Origin of the sequence: Escherichia sp. WS1368 (assembly GCF_046487485.1) — a bacterium.
Classification (GTDB): Bacteria; Pseudomonadota; Gammaproteobacteria; order Enterobacterales; family Enterobacteriaceae; genus Escherichia; species Escherichia coli.
On record NZ_JBJQJI010000035.1, the window covers coordinates 1 to 4,614 of the forward strand.

Sequence of the window (4,614 nt, forward strand, 5' to 3'; positions counted from 1 at the left end):
TTTATTATGGTGATCCCCTGGGCGAAATGCGCCTGGTAAGCAGAGTTTTTGAAATGTAAGGCCTTTGAATAAGACAAAAGGCTGCCTCATCGCTAACTTTGCAACAGTGCCGTTAAAAGCAACAAAAATGACTTCGTTGATGCTGAAGCTATCTGTGAAGCAGCATCACGTCCATCTATGCGTTTCGTGCAGCCCAGAACCGAATCTCAGCAGGCAATGCGAGCTCTGCATCGTGTCCGTGAATCCCTGGTTCAGGATAAGGTGAAAACAACTAATCAGATGCATGCTTTTCTGCTGGAATTTGGTATCAGCGTTCCGCGAGGTGCTGCCGTTATTAGTCGACTGAGTACCCTTCTTGAGGACAGTAGTTTGCCTCTTTATCTCAGCCAGTTACTGCTGAAATTACAACAGCATTATCACTATCTTGTTGAGCAGATTAAAGATCTGGAATCTCAGTTGAAACGAAAGTTGGACGAAGATGAGGTTGGACAGCGCTTGCTGAGTATTCCCTGCGTTGGAACGCTGACTGCCAGTACTATTTCAACTGAGATTGGCGACGGGAAGCAGTACGCCAGCAGCCGTGACTTTGCGGCGGCAACAGGGCTGGTACCCCGACAGTACAGCACGGGAGGTCGGACGACATTGTTAGGGATTAGCAAGCGGGGCAACAAAAAGATCCGAACTTTGTTGGTTCAGTGTGCCAGGGTATTCATACAAAAACTGGAACACCAGTCTGGCAAGTTGGCCGACTGGGTCAGGGAGTTGTTGTGTCGGAAAAGCAACTTTGTCGTCACCTGTGCTCTGGCAAACAAGCTGGCCAGAATAGCCTGGGCACTGACGGCGCGACAGCAAACTTACGAAGCATAAAGGCAGAAATACACCAGTTTAAACAATCATTCATCTGGTTTTGCGAATACTGATATTGATGATACTAACGGCCCACCGGCCTGTTGAGGAACCTGTAAAACGGAAAGGCTCATTGAAGCCGTATATTTTCTGGAGGTTCATCAGGCGCGGAACTCATCGAGGCGCGGGAATAAAATCCCATTCAGACGCCGGATAGATTCAAGCAAGCCAACTTGTCGTCAAAATCGGTGTTGCAAAAACGGGAGTGACCATAGATTCCGTTTTCTGAGGCGACCCCCACATAGAGACCTTCCCGGTCATTCACTTTGTAGAGTTTGTCCCTGGGCTTGAGATTGCGCAGCTTGGTATCGGTCAGCATGTACCTTGTCCTTCTTCGTCTCCGATACCCACTCTATTGTAAACAAGACATTTTTATCTTTTATATTCAATGGCTTATTTTCCTGCTAATTGGTAATACCATGAAAAATACCATGCTCAGAAAAGGCTTAACAATATTTTGAAAAATTGCCTACTGAGCGCTGCCGCACAGCTCCATAGGCCGCTTTCCTGGCTTTGCTTCCAGATGTATGCTATTCTGCTCCTGCAGCTAATGGATCACCGCAAACAGGTTACTCGCCTGGGGATTCCCTTTCGACCCGAGCATCCGTATGAGACTCATGCTCGATTATTATTATTATAGAAGCCCCCATGAATAAATCGCTCATCATTTTCGGCATCGTCAACATAACCTCGGACAGTTTCTCCGATGGAGGCCGGTATCTGGCGCCAGACGCAGCCATTGCGCAGGCGCGTAAGCTGATGGCCGAGGGGGCAGATGTGATCGACCTCGGTCCGGCATCCAGCAATCCCGACGCCGCGCCTGTTTCGTCCGACACAGAAATCGCGCGTATCGCGCCGGTGCTGGACGCGCTCAAGGCAGATGGCATTCCCGTCTCGCTCGACAGTTATCAACCCGCGACGCAAGCCTATGCCTTGTCGCGTGGTGTGGCCTATCTCAATGATATTCGCGGTTTTCCAGACGCTGCGTTCTATCCGCAATTGGCGAAATCATCTGCCAAACTCGTCGTTATGCATTCGGTGCAAGACGGGCAGGCAGATCGGCGCGAGGCACCCGCTGGCGACATCATGGATCACATTGCGGCGTTCTTTGACGCGCGCATCGCGGCGCTGACGGGTGCCGGTATCAAACGCAACCGCCTTGTCCTTGATCCCGGCATGGGGTTTTTTCTGGGGGCTGCTCCCGAAACCTCGCTCTCGGTGCTGGCGCGGTTCGATGAATTGCGGCTGCGCTTCGATTTGCCGGTGCTTCTGTCTGTTTCGCGCAAATCCTTTCTGCGCGCGCTCACAGGCCGTGGTCCGGGGGATGTCGGGGCCGCGACACTCGCTGCAGAGCTTGCCGCCGCCGCAGGTGGAGCTGACTTCATCCGCACACACGAGCCGCGCCCCTTGCGCGACGGGCTGGCGGTATTGGCGGCGCTGAAAGAAACCGCAAGAATTCGTTAACTGCACATTCGGGATATTTCTCTATATTCGCGGTTCAGCAGGCATGTCCCCTTTGAGGGCGACCCGACGACAGGATAATCGACCTTATGGTGCGCAAATATTTCGGCACAGACGGTATTCGTGGCAAAGCCAACGAAGGCGCGATGACGGCGGAAACCGCCTTGCGCGTCGGCATGGCGGCTGGCCGTGTCTTTCGTCGCGGTGACCACCGCCATCGTGTCGTGATCGGCAAGGATACGCGCCTGTCGGGCTATATGCTTGAACCCGCGCTCACAGCCGGTTTCACCTCGATGGGCATGGACGTATTCCTTTTTGGCCCGCTGCCGACAACGTATAGGAAGAATAAACGCCCTTTTCACCCAAGTCCAACAGCTTTGGACCGCAGTTGACTCTTTCGACACCCCTGCGATGCAACCCAATCCGGCTGACGGGGAGCCAGCAACGCTGAAAATTTACCCTCCTCTTTCCCACTAGCGGCTCCTTTTCCGACAACCAGCACGGCGGATCCCTGCCGCGGCGCTGTGAACGCAGCATTTTGATTGGTATCGTTGGCCTTCAGGCTCGTCAGTCAAACAGACCCAGGAGCAGCTCAGCCGGTGGCGCCCGGCTTTCGGGTAACGCCCTGGTCCCGCTGGTTTCGGCTTTGTGCTTCAGGTGATCAAGGATCTGCTTGATCACTATAGGGTCTTCAATGCAGGCGATGACTTTCATGGCGCCGCCGCAGCCGCTGCAGGTCTCGATGTCGATATTGAAAACACGCTTGAGCCGTTGCGCCCATGTCATCGACGCTCGCCGTTGTGCTGGTGTTGCCGGTTCATCAGCCACCCTGACCTTGTTGCCCCTGCCCCGTTTTGCCGGCGTGACCAACGCCCGGTGCCGACTGTTGGGTGCGAACACCCCGTGGAAGCGGGTTAGGTTGACTCTGGGCTTCGGTACCAGGGCGGCCAGCCTTGCAATGAAATCCAATGGTTCGAAAATGACGTGCGTGGTGCCGTCCCGGTACGGCGTCTTGAGCTGGTAGCGCACGTTGCCGCCTCGTGTTAACGACAGCCGCTTCTCGGATACCGCCGGGCGGCTGATGTACCGGCACAGCCGTTCGAGCTTCTTGCGTTCATCGGCCCTGGCCGCCACGCCGGCGTGCAGGCTGGACCCGGCTACCTTGCCAATCCCGTCACCGAACGGATCACCACTGGTCGGCAGAGTTTGCAAAGTGAACACCTTTCGCCCCGCCTGTGAACCGACAGCGATACGGTAAGTGATCGAGTGCCCCAGCAGGGGTGTCATCGGGTCGTCATCCACCGCATCCGAGGCCAGATAGCTGTTTTCGACATCCCGTTCCAGCAGGCCTTGCCGTTCCAGATAGCGACCCACCCGGTGGGCGATGGTGTGCGTCAGCTGGGTGAGCTCTGGGCTGGTCGGCGCCTTGACCCAGCGGAAACGCGCTGAGCCGTGGGATTGCTCGACATACACACCGTCGAGAAACAGCATGTGGAAGTGAACATTCAGATTGAGCGCCGATCCAAAACGCTGGATCAGGGTGACCGCGCCCGTCTTGGCCACTTGGTGGGTATGGCCCGCTTTCTTGACCAGGTGCGTGGCAATGACGCGGTAAACGATGCCCAGCACCCACCCCATGATCTCGGGCCGGCTGGCAAACAGGAAACGCAGCTGAAACGGGAAGCTCAACACCCACTGACGCATGGGTTGTTCAGGCAGTACTTCATCAACCAGCAAGGCGGCACTTTCGGCCATCCGCCGCGCCCCACAGCTCGGGCAGAAACCGCGACGCTTACAGCTGAAAGCGACCAGGTGCTCGGCGTGGCAAGACTCGCAGCGAACCCGTAGAAAGCCATGCTCCAGCCGCCCGCATTGGAGAAATTCTTCAAATTCCCGTTGCACATAGCCCGGCAATTCCTTTCCCTGCTCTGCCATAAGCGCAGCGAATGCCGGGTAATACTCGTCAACGATCTGATAGAGAAGGGTTTGCTCGGGTCGGTGGCTCTGGTAACGACCAGTATCCCGATCCCGGCTGGCCGTCCTGGCCGCCACATGAGGCATGTTCCGCGTCCTTGCAATACTGTGTTTACATACAGTCTATCGCTTAGCGGAAAGTTCTTTTACCCTCAGCCGAAAGGCACTGTTGCAAAGTTAGCGATGAGGCAGCCTTTTGTCTTATTCAAAGGCCTTACATTTCAAAAACTCTGCTTACCAGGCGCATTTCGCCCAGGGGATCACCATAATAAA

General features: G+C 55.2%; 3 protein-coding genes and 2 pseudogenes. 3 read left to right on the plus strand and 2 right to left on the minus strand.

The window, feature by feature from the left end; translation table 11 throughout:
• Positions 1-111 precede the first annotated feature (111 nt).
• Positions 112-867, plus strand: a pseudogene (locus ACJHYD_RS24285) (IS110-like element IS5075 family transposase); the annotation flags it as partial.
• Positions 868-1,120: 253 nt separating this feature from the next.
• Here ACJHYD_RS24285 and ACJHYD_RS24290 read toward each other — a convergent pair.
• Positions 1,121-1,225: pseudogene (locus ACJHYD_RS24290) on the minus strand (Arm DNA-binding domain-containing protein); the annotation flags it as partial.
• A gap of 329 nt (positions 1,226-1,554) precedes the next feature.
• Between ACJHYD_RS24290 and sul2 the strand changes: the two are divergent.
• Positions 1,555-2,370 (plus strand): sulfonamide-resistant dihydropteroate synthase Sul2, encoded by an 816-nt coding sequence (gene sul2 / locus ACJHYD_RS24295; RefSeq protein ID WP_001043260.1) that lies wholly within the window; start codon positions 1,555-1,557, stop codon positions 2,368-2,370.
• 86 nt (positions 2,371-2,456) lie between these two features.
• Complete coding sequence (locus tag ACJHYD_RS24300) at positions 2,457-2,759, plus strand: phosphoglucosamine mutase (RefSeq protein WP_000251875.1); 303 nt, start codon at positions 2,457-2,459, stop codon at positions 2,757-2,759.
• Positions 2,760-2,934: 175 nt separating this feature from the next.
• Here ACJHYD_RS24300 and ACJHYD_RS24305 read toward each other — a convergent pair whose 3' ends face one another.
• Positions 2,935-4,428, minus strand: coding sequence for an IS91-like element ISVsa3 family transposase (locus ACJHYD_RS24305; RefSeq protein WP_001120888.1), 1,494 nt, complete (start codon positions 4,426-4,428; stop codon positions 2,935-2,937).
• Between the last annotated feature and the right edge of the window lie 186 nt (positions 4,429-4,614).

Coding starts and splice junctions, on each gene's coding strand:
- sul2 (WP_001043260.1), top strand. CDS start 1,555: ATGAATAAATCGCTCATCATTTTCGGCATCGTCAACATAACCTCGGAC.
- ACJHYD_RS24300 (WP_000251875.1), top strand. CDS start 2,457: ATGGTGCGCAAATATTTCGGCACAGACGGTATTCGTGGCAAAGCCAAC.
- ACJHYD_RS24305 (WP_001120888.1), bottom strand. CDS start 4,428: ATGCCTCATGTGGCGGCCAGGACGGCCAGCCGGGATCGGGATACTGGT.